The organism is Thiothrix winogradskyi, from assembly GCF_021650935.1.
Classification (GTDB): Bacteria; Pseudomonadota; Gammaproteobacteria; order Thiotrichales; family Thiotrichaceae; genus Thiothrix; species Thiothrix winogradskyi.
In genome coordinates this window covers 3,991,838-4,010,416 of sequence record NZ_CP091244.1, presented here as the reverse complement: position 1 = coordinate 4,010,416, position 18,579 = coordinate 3,991,838, and the positions used below count along the sequence as shown (strand labels likewise).

Annotated in this window: 22 protein-coding genes; 10 read left to right on the top strand and 12 right to left on the bottom strand. The window is 53.2% G+C overall.

Translation table 11 applies throughout. The features are described 5' to 3' along the window. Positions 1 to 77: 77 nt before the first annotated feature. A complete protein-coding gene (locus tag L2Y54_RS19850; protein ID WP_236498478.1) occupies positions 78 to 683 on the top strand; it encodes an HAD family hydrolase in 606 nt (201 codons plus the stop codon). On the opposite strand, the gene L2Y54_RS19845 is transcribed toward L2Y54_RS19850, so the two are convergent. The 3 genes from L2Y54_RS19845 to L2Y54_RS19835 form a co-directional block, all read right to left on the bottom strand. Next, positions 641 to 3,811, bottom strand: coding sequence for an efflux RND transporter permease subunit (locus tag L2Y54_RS19845; RefSeq protein ID WP_236498476.1), 3,171 nt, complete (start codon positions 3,809 to 3,811; stop codon positions 641 to 643). The two genes, L2Y54_RS19850 and L2Y54_RS19845, sit on opposite strands and share 43 nt — an antisense overlap. After that, positions 3,808 to 4,992, bottom strand: a complete 1,185-nt coding sequence (locus L2Y54_RS19840; protein ID WP_236498475.1) for an efflux RND transporter periplasmic adaptor subunit — start codon at positions 4,990 to 4,992, stop codon at positions 3,808 to 3,810. Before L2Y54_RS19840 ends, L2Y54_RS19845 begins: the two co-directional genes overlap by 4 nt. A 68-nt stretch (positions 4,993 to 5,060) precedes the next feature. Continuing rightward, positions 5,061 to 6,266, bottom strand: coding sequence for an NnrS family protein (locus L2Y54_RS19835; protein ID WP_236498474.1), 1,206 nt, complete (start codon positions 6,264 to 6,266; stop codon positions 5,061 to 5,063). 103 nt (positions 6,267 to 6,369) lie between these two features. Between L2Y54_RS19835 and L2Y54_RS19830 the strand changes: the two genes are divergently transcribed. Beyond that, complete coding sequence (locus L2Y54_RS19830) at positions 6,370 to 7,116, top strand: TSUP family transporter (protein ID WP_236498473.1); 747 nt, start codon at positions 6,370 to 6,372, stop codon at positions 7,114 to 7,116. A gap of 48 nt (positions 7,117 to 7,164) precedes the next feature. Here L2Y54_RS19830 and der read toward each other — a convergent pair whose 3' ends face one another. Beyond that, on the bottom strand, positions 7,165 to 8,583 hold the full coding sequence (gene der, locus L2Y54_RS19825; protein ID WP_236498471.1) for a ribosome biogenesis GTPase Der: 1,419 nt from the start codon (positions 8,581 to 8,583) through the stop codon (positions 7,165 to 7,167). Between the two features lie 60 nt (positions 8,584 to 8,643). On the opposite strand from der, the gene L2Y54_RS19820 reads away from it, so the two are divergent. Then, positions 8,644 to 9,189, top strand: coding sequence for an NUDIX hydrolase (locus L2Y54_RS19820; RefSeq protein ID WP_236498469.1), 546 nt, complete (start codon positions 8,644 to 8,646; stop codon positions 9,187 to 9,189). Here the strand turns inward: L2Y54_RS19820 and L2Y54_RS19815 are convergent, their stop codons facing one another. The 4 genes from L2Y54_RS19815 to trpE all read right to left on the bottom strand — a co-directional run bounded on the left by L2Y54_RS19815 (position 9,190) and on the right by trpE (position 12,370). Further along, positions 9,190 to 9,633 carry an RDD family protein gene (locus L2Y54_RS19815; RefSeq protein ID WP_236498467.1) on the bottom strand — a complete coding sequence of 148 codons (444 nt, stop codon included), beginning with the start codon at positions 9,631 to 9,633 and terminating at the stop codon, positions 9,190 to 9,192. After that, a complete protein-coding gene (locus L2Y54_RS19810; protein ID WP_236498466.1) occupies positions 9,623 to 10,207 on the bottom strand; it encodes an anthranilate synthase component II in 585 nt (194 codons plus the stop codon). Before L2Y54_RS19810 ends, L2Y54_RS19815 begins: the two co-directional genes overlap by 11 nt. A gap of 124 nt (positions 10,208 to 10,331) precedes the next feature. Beyond that, positions 10,332 to 10,736 carry a GxxExxY protein gene (locus tag L2Y54_RS19805; RefSeq protein WP_236498465.1) on the bottom strand — a complete coding sequence of 135 codons (405 nt, stop codon included), beginning with the start codon at positions 10,734 to 10,736 and terminating at the stop codon, positions 10,332 to 10,334. 152 nt (positions 10,737 to 10,888) lie between these two features. Beyond that, entirely contained in the window at positions 10,889 to 12,370 is a 1,482-nt protein-coding gene (gene trpE, locus L2Y54_RS19800) for an anthranilate synthase component I (RefSeq protein WP_236498464.1), read from the bottom strand. Between the two features lie 96 nt (positions 12,371 to 12,466). Between trpE and gcvA the strand changes: the two genes are divergently transcribed. The 7 genes from gcvA to L2Y54_RS19765 all read left to right on the top strand — a co-directional run bounded on the left by gcvA (position 12,467) and on the right by L2Y54_RS19765 (position 16,670). After that, positions 12,467 to 13,441 (top strand): transcriptional regulator GcvA, encoded by a 975-nt coding sequence (gcvA, locus tag L2Y54_RS19795; protein WP_236498463.1) that lies wholly within the window; start codon positions 12,467 to 12,469, stop codon positions 13,439 to 13,441. Then, the gene (moaD, locus tag L2Y54_RS19790) at positions 13,431 to 13,664 is read left to right on the top strand and encodes a molybdopterin converting factor subunit 1 (protein ID WP_236498461.1); all 234 of its coding nucleotides are present in this window, start codon (positions 13,431 to 13,433) and stop codon (positions 13,662 to 13,664) included. Before gcvA ends, moaD begins: the two co-directional genes overlap by 11 nt. A gap of 2 nt (positions 13,665 to 13,666) precedes the next feature. Then, positions 13,667 to 14,110, top strand: coding sequence for a molybdenum cofactor biosynthesis protein MoaE (locus tag L2Y54_RS19785; RefSeq protein ID WP_236498459.1), 444 nt, complete (start codon positions 13,667 to 13,669; stop codon positions 14,108 to 14,110). Between the two features lie 21 nt (positions 14,111 to 14,131). Then, a complete protein-coding gene (cls, locus tag L2Y54_RS19780) occupies positions 14,132 to 15,571 on the top strand; it encodes a cardiolipin synthase (protein WP_236498457.1) in 1,440 nt (479 codons plus the stop codon). Between the two features lie 102 nt (positions 15,572 to 15,673). Then, positions 15,674 to 15,910, top strand: a complete 237-nt coding sequence (gene rpmB / locus L2Y54_RS19775) for a 50S ribosomal protein L28 (RefSeq protein WP_236498456.1) — start codon at positions 15,674 to 15,676, stop codon at positions 15,908 to 15,910. A gap of 20 nt (positions 15,911 to 15,930) precedes the next feature. Then, complete coding sequence (gene rpmG, locus L2Y54_RS19770; RefSeq protein WP_236498455.1) at positions 15,931 to 16,101, top strand: 50S ribosomal protein L33; 171 nt, start codon at positions 15,931 to 15,933, stop codon at positions 16,099 to 16,101. Positions 16,102 to 16,181: 80 nt separating this feature from the next. Further along, complete coding sequence (locus tag L2Y54_RS19765) at positions 16,182 to 16,670, top strand: SRPBCC family protein (RefSeq protein ID WP_236498454.1); 489 nt, start codon at positions 16,182 to 16,184, stop codon at positions 16,668 to 16,670. Here L2Y54_RS19765 and folK read toward each other — a convergent pair. The 4 genes from folK to L2Y54_RS19745 all read right to left on the bottom strand — a co-directional run bounded on the left by folK (position 16,667) and on the right by L2Y54_RS19745 (position 18,440). Continuing rightward, entirely contained in the window at positions 16,667 to 17,158 is a 492-nt protein-coding gene (gene folK, locus L2Y54_RS19760; RefSeq protein ID WP_236498452.1) for a 2-amino-4-hydroxy-6-hydroxymethyldihydropteridine diphosphokinase, read from the bottom strand. The two genes, L2Y54_RS19765 and folK, sit on opposite strands and share 4 nt — an antisense overlap. Further along, positions 17,140 to 17,511, bottom strand: a complete 372-nt coding sequence (gene folB, locus L2Y54_RS19755) for a dihydroneopterin aldolase (protein WP_236498451.1) — start codon at positions 17,509 to 17,511, stop codon at positions 17,140 to 17,142. Before folB ends, folK begins: the two co-directional genes overlap by 19 nt. A 101-nt stretch (positions 17,512 to 17,612) precedes the next feature. Next, the gene (locus L2Y54_RS19750) at positions 17,613 to 18,089 is read right to left on the bottom strand and encodes a glycine zipper 2TM domain-containing protein (RefSeq protein WP_236498449.1); all 477 of its coding nucleotides are present in this window, start codon (positions 18,087 to 18,089) and stop codon (positions 17,613 to 17,615) included. 75 nt (positions 18,090 to 18,164) lie between these two features. Beyond that, positions 18,165 to 18,440, bottom strand: coding sequence for a glycine zipper 2TM domain-containing protein (locus tag L2Y54_RS19745; protein WP_236498447.1), 276 nt, complete (start codon positions 18,438 to 18,440; stop codon positions 18,165 to 18,167). Positions 18,441 to 18,579: the final 139 nt, after the last annotated feature.

Below are 18,579 nucleotides of genomic sequence, written 5' to 3'. Positions count from 1 at the left end.
GTCTGATTTTTGGTAAACTTCATACATTTCCGTAACCAGAGCCAAAGCCGTTGTCACCAATAATCGAGAGTTACCCCATGCAACCCACCCTCAAACTCATCGCCTTCGACCTATTCGGTGTGGTGATTTCCGACGGACACCTCGTCACCCACGGTCTACTACCGTTGTTACCACCCACCGTGACCAAAGCCGCCGTCAAGCCGTATTACGATGCTTACACCGGCGGGCAGATTAGCGAAGTGGCGTTTTGGGAAGGCATCGGTTTGACGTTGGAATCGCCGATTCGCCAGCAATTTCTCAACTTTTTTGAATTGGATGCGGACTTGGCGGCAGTAACCTACGTGCTGTCACAGCGTTACCGCCTCGGCATTCTTTCCAATCTAGGGGCAGAATGGGGCGACATGTTGGAAGCGCGGTTTGCGTTCAGTGAACGTTTCGAGCCGCGCATTATCAGCGGTGCGGTCAAGTGCCAAAAGCCCGAACCCGCGATTTACGAAGTGCTGATAAAAGCCAGCGGGGTAGGGGGTGAACACATCGCCTTCATCGACGATCGCCGCGAAAATCTGGCGGTGGCCAAGCGTTTCGGCATGACCACCATCCATTACCGGCGCGAAGCCGATGCACACCCGTTTGAGCCGGATTACACCATTGAATCCTTGGCGGACGTTTTGGCGATTTTGTGAGACTTGCCGAACAGTTTGGCGGGCAATTCACGCACGTCCTCTTTCACCAGATACAACGCAGGCACTAGATACAAGGCAAGGAAGGTCGCAAACAAAATCCCGAAACCCAGAGACACAGCCATTGGAATCAGGAATTGCGCTTGTGTGGTCTTGTCCAGCAACAGCGGGGTCATTCCGGCAAACGTGGTGAGTGAGGTCAGCAAAATCGGGCGGAAACGGGTCGCACCTGCCTCCCGCACTGCTTCCGCAATGGCCATACCTTCTTTGAGTTTGTGGTTAATGCGATCCACCATCACGAGGGAATCGTTCACCGCCACCCCAAACAATGCCAACAAGCCGAACATGCTGCTGATGCTCAAATCCATGCCCATCAAGGTGTGTCCACCGAATGCGCCAATAATCGAGAACGGAATCACGCTCATGACCACCAGCGGTTGGGCATACGATTGCAACGGAATCGCCAGCAGGATGTAAATCGCCAGCAAGGCAAAGCCCAGCCCCATGAACAAGCTGCCCATCGACTCGCGCTGTTCTTTTTGCTCACCTTCCATGTCATAGCCCACGCCGGGATGTTGCTGCAATTCTGCATCCAGCCACACGCGAAAATCGGCGACAACCTTGGGGATATTGATGCGCCCCTTGTCGACATCGGCAGTGACATCAATGACCCGCTGGCGGTCGACTCGCGAAATTTTCGGCGCACCTTGCCCTAACGTAATGTCCGCGACTTCTATCAAGGGGATTTCCGCGCCGTCGGTGGTGCGGATCAGCAGGTTTTGCAAATCCGCCAGTGAATAGCGTTCTTCTTTGGGGTAACGCACCATCACTTTGACTTCCGATTTGTCACGCTGGATGCGCTGGGCTTCCGCGCCAAAAATCGCATGGCGCACTTGCGTACCGATAGCACCCAGTGTCAAGCCCAGTTGTTCGGCTTCGGGGCGGATGCGCAATTGCACCTCCTGTTTGCCGCCTTCAAAGCTGTTTTTGATGTCGAAAACGCCCTCGTATTCCGCCATTTTCGCCTTGATTTTATCGGCAACTTTTGCCATTTCCACGAAATCATTGCCGCGCAATTGCACCGCTAAGGGGCTGCCGCCTTGGGCGACTTCGGCACGGAAACTGACCTCCTGTGCGCCGGGGATAGCACCGATCAGTTTGCGCCATTCGTTGGTCAAGGCGGTGCTGCTGATCTCTAGGCTACGTTCTTCTGGGGCAGTAATCTCGAAGGTGACGCTGCCCAGATGCGATTTGCCGGTACTTTCGCCGCGCCTGCCGGAAGCACCGGTTGCGCCAACCGTGATGAGGATATGTTGAATAATGCTCTCGCCCGTGGTCGGTTCGATGTATTTTGCCTGTAATTTGGTGGCAGCTTCCGCCATGCGCTCAATGTGGCGCGTGGTCATGTCAATCGGCGTGCCTTCCTGCATTTGCAAGGTGGCAGTGGCAAATTCGCCTTGCACACGCGGGAAGAAAGTGAATTTCATGCGCCCGCTCATGGGCAAGGTCAGGGTGAGGATAAACAAGACAATGAAGATACTGATTACCAGATAACGCCAGTTGAGCGCGGTTTCTAGTGAGGGGCGATAAACGCGCTCGACAAACGTTTCCAGTCCGTTAGAAAACTTGCGCTGGAAGCGGGTGAATGCGCCGATTTCGTCGTCGCGGCGTGGGTGCAAGTGGCGCAAATGCACCGGCAATACGAATTTTGACTGGATCAGCGAGAAAAGCAGCACGGGAATCACGATCATTGGGATTTGCGCGAAAATCGGTCCGCGATCCCCTGCCATAAACAGCAACGGTGAGAACGCCGCTACGGTGGTCATCACCCCGAAAGTGACGGGTATGGTGATTTCCTGTGTGCCCTCGACGGCTGCTCGCAGCGGGTCGTCATGGCGTTTGACGTGCGAATAGATATTTTCCCCGGTGACAATGGCATCGTCGACCACAATTCCCAGCACCAGAATAAACGCAAACATGCTCACCAGATTGAGCGTTACCCCCAATTCCGGCATCAGCCATAAGGCACCGAGGAAACTCACCGGAATCCCCAGCATAATCCAAAATGCCAGATCAATGCGCAGGAACAGGGTCAGCACAATAAACACCAGTATCGCACTTTGAATCGCGCTGGATGTCAGGGTGGCGAGACGTGCCTTGATGGTCTTGGAATTGTCACGCCAGTAATCCAGCGAGGTTCCGGCAGGCAGGCTCTCATTGCGTTCGCTGATATAATCTTTGATGGTGTTGGCAAGGGTAATCGCGTTCTGGTCGCCGATGCGGTACACGTTGATGAAGGCGGCTTTTTGCCCGTCGTATTCGGAATAGAGTTCGTCTTCGTTGAAGCCATCGTTGATGCTGGCAATATCACCGAGGCGGATGGTTGAGCCATCCTTGCCGCTGATCACGGTAATATTGGCGAACTCCGCTTGCTGGTAAGCTTGCCCCAGACTGCGCACCAGAATATCGCCGCCACTGGTTTTGACTGTACCGCCGGGAATGTCTCGCGAGGCATTGCGGATCGCTTGCGCAATCGTATCAAGGGTGATCCCGTATTGACGCAGGGTGGTTTGCGGCACGCTGATGCTGATTTCAAACGGGCGTACCCCGCCCAAATCGGCTTGGGTAATACCGGGCAGGCGCAGCATTTCATCACGCACTTCCTCGGCTTGCAGGCGCAATTCCGCTTCCGACAGTTGGTTGCTGGCCAGCACCACACTGATGACTTCGCGGCGGCGGGTGAGCTGCTCGACCACCGGGCGTTCCGCATCGGCAGGCAAGCGGTTGGTAATACCATCCACGCGGGTTTTGATCTGGTTGACCAGTTCGGTTACGTCGTGCTGTTTGTCGATTTCGATGCGTATCTGTGCCGAACCTTCTGAAGCATCACTGAGGATTTCGGTAATGCCTTGCAGGTCGGCAATCGCTTCTTCGACGCGGGTAATAATGCCGTCTTCGACTTCGCGCGGGGTCGCACCGGGGTAGGCGACGGTAATATTGACAATATCCAGCTCAAATTCGGGGAAGACTTCCAGCGGAATACGGTTAATGGTGGAATACGCTCCCAACACCATAACGAGAACCATCAGGATGTTGGCAGCAACAGGGTTGCGGACGAACCAGGCGATCATGGTTTGGACTCCGGCTTGTTTTCACCTGCCACTTGCACGGCTTGCCCTTCTGTTGCCAGCGGCAACGGGGTGATGATCACACGTTGTCCGTTGAGGTCGACATCGGTTTGAATCACTACGTCTTTTTCGGCATTCCACACGAGGTTAATCGGTTGCACGCTGACTTTGCCATCGCGTAGCAGCAGGATTTCCTTGCCTTGGCGCACCGCTGAAGCAGGGACGACATACACGTTGTTGAAGGTTTTGCCGTCAATTTTCGCGGTGATGTATTGCCCGATACGCAAGGGAGCAGACACGCCTTCGCGTGCAATGAACGGCTGGTCGATTTGCGCAATCACGCTGATTTGGCGGCTTTTTTCGTCAAGTGCGGCACTGCTGCGTACCACTTGCCCTTGCCAAGCATCGCTGCGGTTGCCGTTGCTGGGGCTGAATTCCACTTTGGGCATCGCGGCAGTGTCGGCGGCTTTGTCGCGGAAGGCTTCGGGCATTCCCAATAGCTCGTATTGTGCCAGTGAAAGCGGTAAATGCACTTCCACCGCGTCGGTGGCGTAGATCACGCCTAATACCGTGCCGGGGGTGATGTATTGCCCGACTTCGACACGCTTTTCCTGAACGCGCCCGCTGTAGGGGGCGGTAATGCGGGTGCGGGCAAGGTTGAGCTTTTCTTGCTGGAGTTTGGCTTCGGCGGCATTGATGGCGGCTTGGGCTGCGGCAATGTGTGGGCGGCGGGCGGCAAGGTCGCTTTGTGGGCGGGAAGCGTTGCCGTCCAGCAAATTCCAGTCACGTTGCGCCAGTTTTGCTTGGGCTTGCTGCTCTTCTAGGGCAAGCTGTTTTTGCGCGAGATCACCTTCGGCAATGGTGACGGCATTGGTGTAATTGGCAGCATCGAGTTTCAGCAGGTTTGCACCCTTGTCAAAATAACTGCCAGCCTGAAAGTTCGGGGAAATCTCCAACACCTTGCCGGAGACTTCCGCCACCAGACTGGTTTGGGTTTGCGCCTTGACAATGCCGGAGGCACTGACCTTGACCTGATAGGATTGCAAGTTCAGCGGCTGGGCTTCGATCACGGTCGGACGGGTTTCCTGCGGTTGTTTTTCAGCTTCAGGGCCAGTGGCAATGAGGAATTTTCCTAAACCGAAGCCAACTGCAATGACCAGCAGGGGCAGAATGATTTTTTTCATGAGTACCAACCCGTCCTTTTCCTTTTGAGGGATTATTCTACTGCCCCATTGTGCAAACAGTATGGAAGTTAACCGTAACGCCCATCAATGCGCGGCTTAATCAGCATCGGTGCATATTGCCACACAAACAGCGCAAAAGCGGTAATCCATAGCAGTTGTGAGCTTAGAATCCACATGGCGTAGAATTCTGGTACAAGCGCGGCATTCACCACGCGCACAAACGCACCCGCAAACAACAGCAAGAAAATAATCGGCAGAACCGCAGGCGGATTAGATACATCCCGCCCGGTATGCCCTAACGCCACCCGCGCCATCATACCGACAGTCATTAGCGCGATCCCACCGTAAGCGAATGCATGAATCCACACGGGCGCAATACCCAGCGCGAGGTGGAGGAATTTCAGCAAGAAGCCGAGAATTAGCCAGATATACGCCAGATACAAGGCCCATAACAGCGGTTTTTCCCAGATGTTCGGGTGATACCAGCCGTGCAAGCGGAAGCCATGCAACACCGCCAGCACCAGTGCCAAGATGCCACTGAGCAATACTGCCAGTGCGTTACCGGTTGCCAGTGCAATCACATCCGCCACCGCAAACAGCAGGAACAGCGCCAGACTGAAACGGTCTACCCACACATCGTTGTTTGCGGTGAACGGGCAGCCCACCCCACGTTCGATGAAAAATGGGATAACGCGCCGCCCCATCGTGAAAATCAGCCCTAAAATAATATAAAAACCGGTATACAAGCCCACTTGCACACCTTCCGACCAATAACCTAATAAGCCGAGGTAAAACAACGCATTGGCAGGAACGAGCAAGGCAATTTTACCGACCAGTGCTAGTTGTTTCCATTGCTTGCTGCGGATAATCGGGCGGGCAATAGCGATGGTGAGCCAGAGTAAGAACAGCGTATCGACGATAGCGACCGCCATTAGCGGTACGCCCACAAACGGCAGTAAGCGAGCCAATGCCCACACGCCCGCTAATACCAACAGCGGCGTTTCATGCAAGGTTTGCTGATTCGTCCAGTTTTTCACGGCTGTTAACAGGAAACCAGCGGCGACTGCCACCGCGAACCCGAACACCATTTCATGCGCGTGCCAAGTCGGGGCGGGGTAAGCAGTATTCAAGCCCGACCAGCCAAAGCCGTAAATACCTGCCCACAGAATCATGCCAAGCACGGCAAATAACCCCGCGCCGAGGAAAAACGGGCGGAAACCAAGGTGATGTAGGGCGTATTTGCCGGTATAAGGCTTTTCGATGTTTAGCAGCATGGGCGACATCCGTGTTGATTAAGCGGGTTTGGGATTCTGCGGGTAATTTTACGCTGCATTGCACTAAAAGCGATACACTTACCTTCCCTTAATCCATCGGCTGATGCGCAACGTGGAATTATTACTAGCCCTTTTTGTTATTGCCCTGATTGCCGGTTGGGTGGATTCCATCGGTGGTGGCGGCGGTTTGATTTGCATTCCCGCGTTATTGTGGGCGGGTTTTACCCCCTTAGAAACGCTGGCAACCAATAAATTGCAGGCAAGTTTCGGCTCATCCACCGCTGCCCTCAATTACACCCGCCACGGTTTAGTTGATGTGAAAGGGCAGAAATTGGCAATTGCGCTGACCTTCCTCGGCTCGGTGTGCGGCACATTGCTGGTGCAGCAGCTTGACGCTAGTCTGTTGGAAACAGCGATTCCGGTCTTGCTGATGGTGTTTGCGTTGTATTTTTTGTTTTCACCCAAGATCAGTGACATCGACAGGCATCAGGTGATTTCACCCAAGACGTTTGCTGTGACGGTTGGGTTTGGTGCGGGGTTTTACGATGGTTTTTTCGGTCCCGGTGCGGGCACGTTTTTCACGATGGGCTATGTCGCTTTACTGGGCTTTGGTTTGCCGAAAGCGACCGGCAATACCAAGCTGCTGAATTTTACCAGCAATATTGCCTCGCTGCTGTTCTTCGCGCTCTCAGGGCATATCGTGTGGTTGGTAGGTTTAGTGATGGGAATAGGGCAGGTGATCGGCAGTTACATTGGTTCACACATGGCGGTCAAGCACGGCACGCGCCTGATCCGCCCTGTCTTAGTAACCGTGTCGCTGTTAGTCTCACTGAAACTGCTGCTCGACTAACTCTTCCTCCCTGCCCCCCTCGCGGGGGAAGGGTCGGGGAAGGGGGTCTTACTTCTTTTTCTTCTCGCTCTTCTTAATCTTGTGAATCCGCGCCGCTTGCCGCTTCTTGGTGTGTTCCTGACGCGGTGTCAGGGTATTGCGCTTGCCTTCATACGGATTTTCGCCGCCTTTGTATTCAATCCGCACCTGACTGCCGACTAATTTCAGGGTTTTGTGGAAATAGTTGGTCAAGTAGCGAGTGTACATATCCGGCACGTAATCGGTACGGTTGCCGTGAATAATGACGCGGAACGGGTTACTGCCGCCTTGGTGAGCGTAGCGTAACTTGATGCGTTGCCCACGGGTCAGCGGTGGCTGATGTTGTTGCACCGCCATTTCCAGAATGCGCGTCAAACGCGGGGTTGGCACTTTGAGCATGGCGGAATCGTAAGCGCGTTTCACTGCCGTATACAGCAAACCCACGTTAGAGCCGTGCAGCGCGGAGATGAAATACTTTTCGGCGAAATCGAGGAACGGCAGTTTGATTTCAAGCTGTTGCTTGATCCACTCGCGGTCGTCGGATTCCATGCCATCCCATTTGTTCACTGCCAGCACTAAGGCTTTACCCGCGTCCAAAATCAGCCCCAGCAAGTGCGCATCTTGGTCGGTGATGCTGTCGTGTGCATCCACCAGCATAATGACGACATGGCAACGTTGAATCGCATCCAGCGTTTTGATAATACTGAACTTTTCAATGGTTTCATCCACGCGGCTGCGGCGACGTACCCCAGCGGTGTCGATCAAGGTGTAGGCTTGCCCATCGCGTTCAAACGGGATGAAAATGCTGTCGCGGGTCGTGCCCGGTTGGTCGAACGCAATCACGCGCTCTTCGCCCATAATGCGGTTGATCAGGGTCGATTTGCCCACGTTCGGGCGACCCACGAAGGCGATGCGGATACTGCCGTCATCTTCCTCTTCTTCCTCGACATCGAAATCCGCGCCGAGTGAATCGAGTACCGCCGTCATCAGCACGGTCACGCCGCGCCCTTGCACGGCTGCAATCTGGAAGACTTCGGTAAAGCCGAGCGAGTAAAATTCGGAGGAGGCTTGATCCGCATCCACCCCGTCGATTTTATTGACGAGCAGGTAAACCGGCTTGCCCATCACGCGGATGTCTTGCGCAATCTGTTGGTCAGCAGCGGTTAGCCCTTGCTTGCCATCGACGATGAATAAGATGGCATCGGATTCTTGCATCGCGGCGCGGGTTTGTTTCGCCATGTGTTCGTCGATGCCGACTTCTTCACCGCTCAAACCGCCAGTGTCGATCAGCATGTAGCTGCGTCCGTTGAGTTCACCAGTGCCGTATTTGCGGTCACGGGTCAAGCCGGGGAAATCGGCAACGAGCGCGTCACGCGAACGGGTCAGGCGGTTGAATAGGGTGGATTTGCCTACATTAGGGCGGCCAATCAGTGCGAGGACGGGTTTCATGGTATAAACAGTACAGCAGAAAATGAAGCAGGCTAGGATAGCATTATTTTGGGAGAAAACATGAATTATTGCAGCGATTGCGGCGCAACCGTGAGTTTAAAAATCCCTGAACACGACGATCGCCTGCGTTTTGTGTGCGATGCCTGCGGGATAATTCATTACCAAAACCCCAAGATTGTGGCGGGGGCGTTGCCGGTGTGGGGTGAACGGGTGTTGTTGTGTCGGCGGGCGATTGCGCCGCGTTACGGCTTGTGGACATTGCCTGCGGGCTTCATGGAAAACGGCGAAACCACTGATCAGGCAGCGGCACGTGAGGCGCGTGAAGAGGCGAATGCCAGCTTGCGGGATTTGCGGCTGTATACGGTGATTAGCATTCCGCACATTAATCAGGTGTACATGTTGTACCGCTGCGAATTGGTGTCAGACGACTTTTCGCCGGGGGTGGAAAGTCTGGAAACGCGCCTGTTCCACGAGCATGAAATCCCGTGGGGCGAGTTGGCGTTTCCGTCGGTGCGCAAGACCTTGGAATGTTTTTTCAGTGACCGCAGGCTGGGGGCGTTTTCGGTACACAATTTGGGATTTGTGATGCCCAAGCCTGCGGCGTGATTATTTTTTTTTGTGGATGCGCACCAAGCGCGTGTGTGAAAAACGGTCATGCCATGTCAGCTTTTCAGGGTCAAATAAGGCAATCAAAAAACCAGCCCCCAGCGTTGCCCAACTGAGCAATGCCCACAGGCAACGGGAACGCGCTTGCTGCCAATTGATCGCTTGCCCGCCAGCGGTGACGACGCGCAACTTCCATGCACGCATTCCCAATGTTTGCCCGCCGTGCGTCCAGAACCAGCCGAAAAAGCCGTAGGTCAGCGTGGCGTATAACAGAATCATGATGACATCCGGCACTTTTACACCTGTTAATGCGGTGAAAGCGTAAGCGGGAATGGCGGCGGCAATCACCACGCTGAAACCAGCTAATACGGTGTCGTAAATGATTGCGCCGAGGCGACGCAGGAGAGTAGCGGGTTCAGCAGTCATAATATCTTTATTTTCCATCCAAGAAATTCCGTAACATCTCATGCCCGTATTGGGTGAGGATGGATTCGGGGTGGAATTGCACGCCTTCCACGGGCAGCGTTTTGTGGCGCACACCCATGATCTCATCCAGCTTGCCATCCGCCGTTTCTGTCCAGGCGGTAATTTCCAGACAGTCGGGGATGCTTTCTTGCTCGATCACCAGCGAATGGTAGCGCGTGGCTTCAAACGGGCTGGGCAAGCCAGTGAATACGCCGACACCTTTGTGGTGTACTTGCGAGGTTTTACCGTGCATGATTTCTTTAGCGCGGATGATTTTGCCGCCGAAGGCTTGCCCGATGGATTGATGCCCAAGGCATACGCCGAGAATGGGGATTTTGCCCGCAAAGCGCAGCAGCGTGGGAATGGAAATACCCGCTTCGGTTGGGGTGCAAGGCCCCGGCGACAGTACGATTTTGTCGGGGGCAATGTCATCAATCGCTTCGACGGGGATTTCGTCGTTGCGTACTACTTGCACATCCGCACCCAGTTCGCCGAAGTATTGCACGAGGTTGTAGGTAAAGCTGTCGTAATTGTCGACCATTAAGAGTTTCATAGCGTTTTCTGAATCCACGTTGTCGTTGGGATTGTATGGCTGTCTTTTTGTCTTGAACTGGGATTTTTGGGATGACAAGATTACCAAGATGAAGAGGGGAATCTCTCCTCTTTTCTTCATCCTGCTAATCCTTTAATCCTGCAAATCTCAGTTCAGACATTTTAGTATTATACACCCGTTTGTATTGCAAGCTTTTCGCACCGAAGTTGATCAGTAACCCCGTGGGCAGTTGATAGGCTTCAAGGTAGTTGATGGTTTGCGCAAGGTGCACGTCTTCTAGCATGGTGAGGGCTTTGAGTTCAACCATCACGCTGTTTTCCACGAAAAAATCAACCCGGCGAGTGCCAATTTGTGTTCCACGGTAGTGAATGCTCATTTCCTTTTCGCGCTCAAACGACAACCCCTGATGCTGCATCTCCAGCGAAAGAGCACGTTGGTAAATGACCTCTTTGAAACCATTGCCCAGTGTATTGTGAACTTGCATGGCAGAGCCAATGATCGTGTGCGTCAGCGCGTTGAGGGTTTGCATCGTGTGTTCCTTTGTTATTGTTTTTTGTCTGCTGCTGGTTTTCTTTTGTCTGAACTAGGATTTTTGGGATTAAATGATTACCAAGATGAAGAGAGGGAGTCCCTCTTTCTTCATCCTGTAATCCTTTAATCCTACAAATCTTAGTTCAGACATTACTTATGTTTGCCGTTCAAGCCAGACAACGCCGCACTAGCCGCCCGAAACACCGCTCGCCCTTTATTCATCGTCTCATCCCATTCCGACTGCGGCACAGAATCGTAAACCACGCCAGCCCCCGCCTGAATGTGCAGCACATCATCCTTGATCACCGCAGTACGAATCGCAATCGCCGTATCCATATTGCCGTTCCACGCCAAATAACCGACCGCGCCCGAATACACGCCGCGCTTCACAGGTTCGAGTTCGTCAATAATTTCCATCGCGCGGATTTTCGGCGCACCGCTGACTGTGCCTGCGGGGAAAGTGGCGCGTAATACGTCCATCGCATCCAGCCCCGGCAACAGTTTGCCGGTGACGTTGGAGACGATGTGCATGACGTGCGAATAGCGTTCCACGATCATTTTGTCGGTGAGTTTGACCGAGCCGATTTCGCTGACACGCCCCGCATCGTTGCGCCCAAGGTCGATCAACATCAGGTGTTCGGCGAGTTCTTTGGGGTCGTTGAGGAGTTCGGTTTCGAGTTCCTTGTCACGCTGTTCGGTTTCACCACGACGGCGCGTTCCGGCAATCGGGCGCACCGTAATCACGTCGTCTTCGAGGCGCACCAGAATTTCCGGCGACGAACCAACGATGTGGAAATCGCCCAGATTGAGGAAATACATGTACGGCGACGGGTTGAGGCGGCGCAAGGCGCGGTACAAATCCAGTGGTGGGGCGGCAAACGGAATGCTCATGCGCTGCGACAGCACCACTTGCATAATGTCGCCTGCTTTGATGTATTCCTTGGCATCCAGCACCGCTTGTTTGAAACCGTTTTCGGTGAAGCCGGAAATGAAGTCGCTTTCCTCTACCTGTGTGGCTTTGGGGGCGGGTTGGTAAAGGCGGCGGGCTTCCTGCAATTGCTGTTCGAGCGCATTGAGGCGTTGCTGGGCTTGCTGGTAGCCGTTGGCTTCCGCCAAAACGATTAAGTGCAATTCGCCGCGCAAATTGTCGAAGACCACGACTTCATCCGACACCATTAGCACAATGTCGGGTGTACCAATCGGGTCGGGTTTGTCGCGCCCCGTGGCGAGTTTTTTCTCGATGTAGCGGATGGTTTCGTAGCCGAAATAGCCGACCAACCCGCCGTTGAATCGTGGCAAATCTTCGATGTCGGGTACCTGGTATTGCTGCTGGAATGCGGTAATCCACGCCAGCGGGTCAGCCACGTCAAAACGTTCAATCGGCTGATGAGCGCGATGCACTTCCACCTGCAAGCCGAACACCTTGATGATGGTTTGCGCAGGCAGGCCAAGCATGGAATAACGTCCCCATTTTTCCCCACCCTGTACAGACTCGAACAGGTAGGAATAGGGCGCATCCGCGAGTTTGAGGTAGGCACTTAACGGGGTATCAAGGTCAGCCAGAATGGTACGGCGGACAGGAACGCGGTTGTAGCCTTGGGCGATATAGGTATCAAAGATGTCCTGATTCATGGTGTGCATTTCAGGTTAAATAAGGGGAAAAAGTCTAGCACAGTTATTCTTAAAGTATCACTGCGAGATGCAACCCACTTCAGGCATAATTGCCCCATGTCACAACAACTGCCCCCCCTGAATGCTTTGCGAGCTTTTGAAGCCGTTGCCCGCCACTTGAGTTTTACCAAAGCGGCCGCAGAACTTCATGTGACTCGCGCCGCGATTAGTCACCAGATTAAATTTCTGGAGGATTACCTCGGCTTTGCATTGGTGGAACGTAAAAATCGCACCATTGTGCTCAGCAAGGGGGCAGAGGCAGCATTGCCAAAACTGCGTCAAGCCTTTGATTATTTAGCCGATGCAGTGCATTTGATGCGCAATGAAACTCACCGCGAACACATTACTGTATGCGCAGCCCCGTCGTTTGCGTCCAAATGGTTGATTCCGCGCCTACCGCGTTTTTCCCGGCAACACCCTGAGATTGATATGCAAATCAATAGCAATGTCGGACTGGTGGATGCGGATCTTCAGCAAGATAATCGTGCGATGGATACCTTTTTTCGCCAAAATCAGGTGGATGTGGTCATCGGCTTCGGTGCAGGACAATACCCCGGTGACAGTGTAATCAAGTTGTTTGCGGTGTCTGCCGTGCCGGTTTGCAGCCCAGCCTTATTGAGTGCGCAACATCCGCACCCCTTGAACACACCAGCGGATTTGGCGTTTCATACCTTATTACATGATGATACGAATTATGTGGGACACCCCAGTTGGTCAAAATGGCTAAAATTACAGGGTGTGGAAGGCATTAATGCGAATCGGGGTTTACATTTTAACCATGTGTCATTGGCGTTGGATGCGGCTGTCGATGCGCAAGGCGTACTGTTGAGCATCAAGCCATTGGCGCAAGCTGACATTGATGCGGGCAGATTGTGTATCCCCTTTGATTTACCGATGCCATTGGAACATGCTTATTACGTGTTTCGCCCGCAGTCCGCGCCATTGAATCAACGCGCTTGCGATGTGTTTGTGGAATGGTTACTGGAAGAAGCCCATCAAAACCCAACACCGGGAGGTTTGAATGCCCATTAAAGTACTGTTTTTTGCCAGCCTACGGGAACGTATCGGGCAAAGCCAACGGCTGCTGGAAACCGATGCGCCATTGACCTTGCAAGAAATCTGGCAGCGCAGCAGCGGTGAAGCGCATTTGCCAGATAATGTGTTGATGGCAGTTAATCAAACGTATGTGGATGCCAATAGTCTGGTGCAACCGGGCGATGAAGTGGCGTTTTTCCCACCCGTTACCGGAGGTTAACCATGCAATACGTTGACGTGCGGGAAACGCCGTTTGAACCTTGGCAATACCTCGCCGCTTGGCAAGCGCAACAGTTGCCGGAAAATGCGCATTCCGGGGCAACCGCTGTATTCGTCGGCACGATGCGCGATTTCAACGAAGGCGATGACGTGATGGGGATGTATTTGGAACACTACCCCGGCATGACCGAACGCCAATTGGCAACACTGGTGGCAGAAGCCGCGCAACGTTGGTCGCTGGATGCGGCGTTGGTGGTGCACCGTGTGGGCGAAATCTTGCCCGCGCAACCGATTGTGTTGGTAGCGGTGTGGTCGGCACATCGGGCGGCTGCATTTGAAGCCTGCCGTCATTTGATGGAAACGCTCAAACACACTGCACCTTTCTGGAAGCGTGAAACCCTGAGCAATGGCACGGTACGTTGGGTTGATCGCAATACCCCCGGTTAACGTCACTCGGAAGGAATGCTCGTGACGGCTTATCTGACAAGCTGGTTCAGTACTGGCTTATTATTGTTGGACATTGTGATTGTCGCTACCTTATTACCGACGGTGGTGCAGCAACGCCGTGAATCGGGGGCGACCTTGGCATGGGTGTTGGTGATTGTCTTTTTACCGTTTATTGGGCTGCTAATCTTTTGGGTGTTTGGCACGACGCGCTTGCACTTACGCCGTCGTAAACGCCGTCGCGTCGAAGAAAAGTTGGCGAATACGCTGCAACAAGTGCAAGTTTGTTTGAATGGTCAGCAACATATTCACGGGATTCCGCCGTCATTACTCAAGTTGGTCAATAAGCTGGATGAAATCGGGCCAGTAGGTGGCAATGCCGTCGACATTATGCGCGAAGGTGAACAGTTATTTGATACCTTGGAACAGGCTTTCGCCGCCGCCACTCAGCATATTCATCTGATCTACTATATCTGGGAGGCAGACTATACCGGCGAACGCTTGCGGAATGCCTTGGTGCAGGCGGCACAGCGTGGGGTCACGGTGCGTTTGCTGGTGGATGATGTGGGTTCACGTCAAGCGAATGCCCGCTTTTTCGCGCCGCTGTTAGTCGCAGGCGGGCAAGTCGAACGTTTTCTGAAAGTGAATGTGTTAAGCCGCCAGCTTAACCTCAACAATCGCAATCACCGTAAAGTGGTCATTATTGATGGCACGCTGGCTTTCACGGGTGGAATGAATGTCGGCGATGTGTACGCGGGCAGGGGCGAGCCTTGGCAAGATTTGCACGCACGGATTCAGGGACCGGTGGTGTATACCTTGCAGGAAGTGTTTTGTCAGGATTGGTATCACGCGACCGGTGAGGATTTGGTGAGCGAGGTGTATTTTCCGGCGATTGCGATTGCGAATGCGGGAACCATTCACGCGCAATTCCTTGCCAGCGGGCCTGCGGATGAGCGTTGGCAGGCGATTCATACGGTGTTATTCGCGGCGATGAATCTGGCGAATACGCGCATTTGGATTGAAACGCCGTATTTCGTACCGGATCGCCCGATTCTGATGGCGTTGCAAACGGCAGCGTTGCGCGGCGTGGATGTGCGGTTGCTATTGCCTGGAAAATCGGATCATCCGCTGGTGTTGTACGCGGGGCGTTCCTTTATAGATGATTTGCTGGCGGCAGGCGTGCGCGTGTTTGAAATGTATCAGGCGATGCCTCATGCCAAAGCGGTGATGATTGACAGTAACTTTGCCACGCTGGGGTCGGCGAATATGGATCAGCGCAGTTTTCGCCTCAATTTCGAGGGCAACATCTTTTTTTACAGTAGTGAGATCGCCAGCAAGATGGAGCAGGATTTTCTGAACGCCTGTGCGAATACGCAGGAAGTGACCGAAGCCCAGCGCTGCAAAATCAGTAAGCGGCAGCGTTTAGCCGAGAGTATTGCCCGCTTGCTTGCCCCGTTATTGTAAGCGGTGCTGTAAAAAAATAAGTGCTTGGGTTGCTTGCAGGGGGGGCTTCTGGTATCCTCACGCGCCTTTAGAGTTCAAGAATCGCAGATCTGGAGTATCCCGATGTCTCGTGTATGTCAAGTAACAGGTAAGCGTCCCGTCACAGGTAACAATGTGTCGCACGCTAACAATAAAACCAAGCGTCGTTTCCTGCCTAACCTGCACGCGAAACGGTTTTGGGTCGAAAACGAAGGACGCTGGGTTCGCCTGCGCGTTTCTGCAAAAGGTATGCGTATTATCGACAAGTTGGGTATTGATACCATTCTTGCTGATATTCGCGGCCGTGGCGAAAAAGTTTAATCTACCGGAGGTAACAGCGAATGGCTAAGAAAGGCGGTCGTGATAAAATCAAGCTGGTTTCTTCCGCAGGAACTGGATTTTTCTATACCACAACTAAGAACAAGCGTACTACGCCGGACAAATTACAGTTCAGCAAGTACGATCCGGTTGTGCGTAAGCATGTTATGTTTAAGGAAGCCAAGATCAAGTAATTGCTTACTTACTTGCGATTCTTTCCAAAGCCCGGCTTCGCCGGGTTTTTGCGTTTACGGAAAAGGCGATAGGACACAGTATGATGTGGATTGTAATGACGCTGGTTATCCTCCTGCTGTTGCTGCCGGTATTGGTGGGGTTGTTGATTTCACCTTATCAACAGGTAACGCGGGTCGAATTGATTAAAGCGCCTGCCGAAGCTGTGTGGAATGCACTCAGTGATTTTTCGCAGCAAGCACAGTGGCGTACTGACCTGAAAAGTATGCAAATGCTGGATGATGACGATGGCTTGCGCTGGATTGAGCAAATCGCTAATCAGCGCCCGTTGGTGCTGCGTAAAGTGAAAGAGTTGCCCTTGAAAGAGTTACTGGTCGAGATGACCCAGGGCAGTAGCAAGGGTACTCGCCATGCCCGTATGAATGCGGTTCCCGGCGGTACGCGCGTAACGTTTACTGAAATGTTGGAAACCCGTAGTCCTTTAGGGCGTATCAAGGGACGGATGGGCAGCAGCCTTGATCAGCGCTTGGATCATTTTATTCAACAATTGAAAGCCCATTTTGTGGCTTAATGGCTGCAATCCAAGGTAACGCGGCGCATCTCGGCATCTGACAGTGTTGACTCGCGTGCAATTTCCCCAATCGTGCGTTGTAACACAGGGTGCATGACGCTAGGGGCGATTTCCGCTAACGGAAACAGCACAAATGGGTACGTGAGAACGTCATGGTGCGGCACATTGCTGTGCGGTTGCAAGTTCCAGTCAGCGTAAAGTAACAGGTCAAGGTCTAAGGTGCGTGAGCTGAATTTCTCCTCACCGTGCAAACGTCCGTGTGCTTGTTCCAATTCCCGTAAATAGTGTTTCAGGTCAGTAGGGCTTAGCGTAGTGGTGAGACCTGCCGCTAAGTTGAAGAAGGGTTCGCCCACAAACCCGGCTGCGGGCGTTTCATAGACGTGGGAAAAGACCACCTGACCGAAATCTTGCTGTAAACGTTGCATGGCGGCACAAAGGTGGGCTTCGCGCTCGATATTGCTGCCGAGGCTTAAGTAGACGTCTGCCATTGCCGGTTGCCTCGTTCAATTTTAACCCCGACTTCACTTGAGCCACGTACTGCACCGGGTTTGCCGACGGTGACTTGTATCCAGGGCATATGCAGTTCCTGCATGAGGGTTTCGGCGATGGTTTCGGCGAGGCGTTCCACCAGTTCGTAATGAGCGCTTTCAACCAGTTGCATGACGCGCTTGGCAGCGGTTTTGTAGTTGAGGGTGTCTTTAATATTGTCGCTGGCGGCAGGGATGCGGTTATCCCAAGCCATTTCTAGGTCAATGCGAATTTTTTGCAGAATGCGCTTTTCCCACTCGTAAATGCCGATGTGGGCATCGAGGCGCAGGTCGCGTACATAGACTATATCCATACCTTGCTCTTGTTGTCAGTGTCAGGCATGGATTGTAATACAGAAACCCGCAACCTGTGAAAGAGGCTACGGGTTAAAGGAATTAGTGTGCCGACAAAGTATCAGCGCGTGAGTTGCCACTGACCTCGGCTGTCTTGGCAGGCTTGAGTTTGAATGTTTTGGTTTCTGCCATCAATCGTACCCATAATGGTGACGGGGCGACAAATGGTGCTTTGGTTATTGACGCTGGCACGGTAAACCTGACCGGGGTTGACGTTGTATTGGTAGCCGGTATTCGGGTTTTGCCATGTGGCAGGGCGACCACTGTAAATGGATTGACCGAGGTTTTGCTGGTCACGTGCATCCAGTTGCGCTCCCCATTGGCTGCCGAGATAGCTGCCCATCGCAGTACCCAGAATGGTCATGGCGGTTTTACCATCGCCACTGCCAAATTGGTTGCCTGCTACACCGCCTAACACTGCGCCAATCGCCGAGCCTGTTTGGGCATTGTTGATGGGGGTAGTGCCGACGCATCCGCCCAATAAGAGGGACGTCACTAACACTGTGGCAAGGCGGGGAGAGGTAATTAAAGTTTTCATCGGGACACTCCTGTTCTGATGGTTTCGAGGAAAAGACTCGCAGCTTGTGTGTGCGGCTGCGAGTCTATGCAAGGCTTAGTAGCCCCGGTTGTTGTAATACGGTGCCGGTTGCGGCTGTTGGTAGTAACGGTCTTGTTGTGCGCCTGCCTGACCACCAACCACAGCGCCAAGCGCAGCACCTACGGCGGTAGCAGCCGTTTTGCCATCGCCTTTACCAAACTGATGACCGGCTACGCCACCTAACACAGCACCGGTCGCAGAACCAATTTGTGCATTGTTCACCGGTGTGCCACAAGCAGTCAATGCCGCTGCTAGTGCCAAAGTCCCCAGTGAATAAATAACGGTTTTCATGTATAGCTCCTTAGTAAATAATTATGTTTTTGGCTGTCGCCACGTTTTCCCAAACTCTGGTGTAGAATTAGAGTAGGTCTATGTTAGGTAGTTCAGTGAAAATTTCATTATTTTTCGTGTTGAACGTACAACATTTATT